Below are 3,298 nucleotides of genomic sequence, written 5' to 3' on the forward strand. Positions count from 1 at the left end.
CCCGCCCGCGACGTCCTGACCCTGCTGGGCCGCAGCGTCCGCACCACCGGCCAGACCATCGTCATGGTCACGCACGACCCGGTGGCCGCCTCGCACGCCGACAGCGTGGTCTTCCTGGCCGACGGCCAGCTGGCCGGCGAGCTGCACCAGCCCACCCCGGAGTCGGTGGCCGAGCGCATGACCCAGCTCGGCAACTTCGTCGCCGCCCGCCGCAACACCGTCGCCGCCGGGAGCAAGTGATGTTCACCCTTGCCATGCGCTCGCTGCGGTACCGCTGGGGCGGTTTCGTCGCGACCTTCATCGCCATGTTCTTCTGCGCCGGCCTGCTGATGGCCGCCGGCGGCCTGGTCCAGACCTCCGCACAGCACGCCGTGCCGCCGCAGCGGCTGGCCGCCGCCCCGATCATCGTGGCCGGCAACTCCAACTACAACCTGCCCGGCGGGGCCACCCCGTACACGCTGGCCGAGCAGATCCGGGTCAGCCAGTCCGTGGTCGACGCCGTGAGCAAGACGCCGGGCGTCGAGAAGGCCATCACCGACGTCGCCTTCCCGGCGGTCGTGCTCTCCGGCGGCAAGCCCGTCACGTCGAGCGGACAGCTGTTCAAGGGCCACGGTTCTCGGGTCGAGACCGACACGACCTCCCTCGGCCACGGCTGGTCCTCGGCCGAACTCGCACCGTACGCGCTGACCTCCGGCAGCCAGCCGACCAAGGCCGGCCAGATCGTCATCGACTCGGAGTCCGCCGCGGTGGCGGGTGTCCAAGTTGGACAGACGGTCGACGTTCTTGTGCACGGCGCCACGCAGAGCTTCACCGTCAGCGGCATCGCCGCGGCCTCCGGCCCGGTCTCGCAGGCGGCGATCTTCTTCAGCGATCCCGACACGCAGAAGTACAACACCGAGCCCGGCACCGTGAACGCGATCGGCGTCATCCCGGCCGCCGGCCAGGACGTCACCGCGCTCAGCGCCAAGCTGACCACCGCCGCCGGCGCGAGCGCCATCGTCCTCACCGGCGACCAGCGGGGCTACGCCGAGTTCCCGGACACCCTCAAGGTCACCGACCTCACGGTCACCTCCGCGGTGTTCACCCTGCTGGCGATCATGGCCGGCCTGTTCGGCGCCTCGTCCACGCTCGCGCTGGCCTACCAGCAGCGCGGCCGGGAAATGGCTCTGCTGCGGGCCATCGGCACCACGCCCAAGCAGCTGCGCCGCATGATCCGCGGTGAGACGATCACGCTGTCGCTGATCGCCTCCATCGTGGCCATCGTGCCGTCGTACTTCGCCAGCGAGTGGCTGTACAACAAGATCGTGTCCAGCGGCATCGCGCCGGACGGCATCGTGTTCCACCTCGGCCCGGTCCCGATCGTCGCGGCCATGGTGATCGCGCTGCTGACCAGCATCGGCGCCGCCCGCATCGCCGGCCGCCGGGCCGCCGTCACCAAGCCGACCGCCGCGCTGCAGGAGGCGGAGAGCCAGCCGGTACGTCTCGGCTGGGGCCGGGTCATCCTGGCCTGGGTGTTCATCGCCATCGCCGCCCTGATGTCCTTCGTCACGCTCACCGCCGTCACCGGTCCGCTGACCGCCACCCCGGCGGCGCTGATCTCGATCTGCCTGGCCGTCGGCCTCGGCCTGCTCGGCCCGGCCATCGCCAAGCTGATGACCGCGATCATCGGCCCGCTGCTGCGGCCGTTCGCCGGCCTGGCCGGCTACCTGGGCTCGCTCAACGCCCGTCAGCGTGCCACCAGGATGGCGGCGGTGATCACCCCGGTGATGCTGCTGACCGCCATCGCCACCGCCAACCTGTACCTGGTCACCACCGAGCAGGACGTCAGCACCGCCGCCTACACCGACGACCTGCACGCCGACCTCGTCCTCCAGTCCGGGGCCACCGGCTTCACCCCGGACGTGCTGGCCAAGGTCCGGCAACTGCCCAACGTGGACGCCGCCTCGGAGTTCGTGGCCAGCACCGGTTTCATCGAGAAGCCCGTCGACCCGTTGGGCGGCAAGGACCTCGACGGCTGGCCGATCCAGGGCGTGACGGCCGACGCCGCGTCGAAGATCGGTGTCTCCTCCACCACAACCGGCGACCTCAACAACCTGACCGGCAACACCGTTGCCCTGACCGACAACTACGCCAAGAAGCTCGGCGCGAAGCTGGGTGACTCCATCACCCTGCGGCTGGGCGACCGCGGCACGGCCGACGTCAAGCTGGTGGCCACCTTCCCGACCAAGCCCAGCTTCGACAAGATCCTGCTGCCGGCCGACCTGCTCGCCGCGCACACCCTGCCCGGCCTGCCCATCCAGATCCTGGTTCGCGCCACCCCCGGCGCGAGCGTCGACCAGCTCCGCACCGCACTCGCGGGCCTGTCCACCACGCTGCCCGGCAGCACCATCTCGGACCGCAGCACCCTGGCCACCGCCTACGCCGGCCACCTCCAGTCGCAGGCGCTGGTCAGCTACCTGATCGTCGCGATGATCGCCGGCTACACCACCATCACCATCGTCAACAACCTGGCCCTGTCCACCACCCGCCGCCGCAAGGAGTTCGGCCTGCAGCGGCTGACCGGCTCCACCCGCGGCCAGATCATGGCCATGATGGGCTACGAGGGCGCGCTGATCGCCGTGATCGGCATCATCCTCGGTGTCATCGTCACCCCGTCCACGCTGATTCCCTTCAGCCTCGGGCGAACCGGCAGCCCGATCCCGACCGGTCCACTGTGGATGTTCTTCGCGGTCGTCGCCTACGCCGCCGTGGTCGCACTGCTGGCCACGCTGGTTCCCACCTGGTTCCGACTGCGCGGCCGGCCCCTGGACGCCGCCGTTCCCGAGTGATTTCCCCAGTTGTACGAGCCTCCGGCCACTCCTGCCTCGCAGGGGTGGCCGGAGGTCGTTGTGCGGTGAGGGAATAGGGGCCGGCGAAGTCATGACCGACCCATCGGAGCGACTGCTGTGATCGAACTCCCTGACGCGGAAGGCAACCTGATTGCCTTCGAGCCCAAGAAGACGCCTTCCCCCTTTGCTCCCGGCGGCCCCGCGCTGCGCAGCCGCACGCTGTTCTCGGCCGCCCACGTCGTGGCCGACCCGACCGCGCCCAACGCGCAGTACGGCCCGGCCACGCTGGACTGGGACGCCACCATGGCCTTCCGCCGGCACCTGTGGTCGCACGGCCTGGCCGTGACCGAGGCGCAGGACACCTCGCAGCGCGGCATGGGCCTGGACTGGCCGCTGGCCAGCGAGCTGATCACCCGGTCCGGCGCGGAGGCCAAGGCCGTCGGCGGCCGGCTGTCCGCGGCCATCTGGAC

2 protein-coding genes and 1 pseudogene are annotated in these 3,298 nt (G+C 70.7%); all 3 read left to right on the top strand.

Annotated features, from left to right (window positions below; all coding sequences use genetic code 11):
* Positions 1-240: pseudogene (locus tag KUTG_RS39930) on the top strand (ABC transporter ATP-binding protein); the annotation flags it as partial.
* A complete protein-coding gene (locus KUTG_RS39935) occupies positions 240-2,828 on the top strand; it encodes an ABC transporter permease (RefSeq protein ID WP_043732261.1) in 2,589 nt (862 codons plus the stop codon). The pseudogene KUTG_RS39930 and the gene KUTG_RS39935, both read left to right, overlap by 1 nt.
* Positions 2,829-2,945: 117 nt before the next feature.
* Positions 2,946-3,298, top strand: a 353-nt coding sequence (locus KUTG_RS39940) for a DUF993 family protein (RefSeq protein WP_043724415.1), incomplete at its 3' end; no start/stop codon positions are given.

This window comes from Kutzneria sp. 744 (assembly GCF_000568255.1).
Lineage (GTDB): Bacteria > Actinomycetota > Actinomycetes > Mycobacteriales > Pseudonocardiaceae > Kutzneria.

What these genes read in the sequence shown, in the direction of transcription:
- KUTG_RS39935 (WP_043732261.1), top strand. Translation starts at nt 240, where the DNA reads ATGTTCACCCTTGCCATGCGCTCGCTGCGGTACCGCTGGGGCGGTTTC.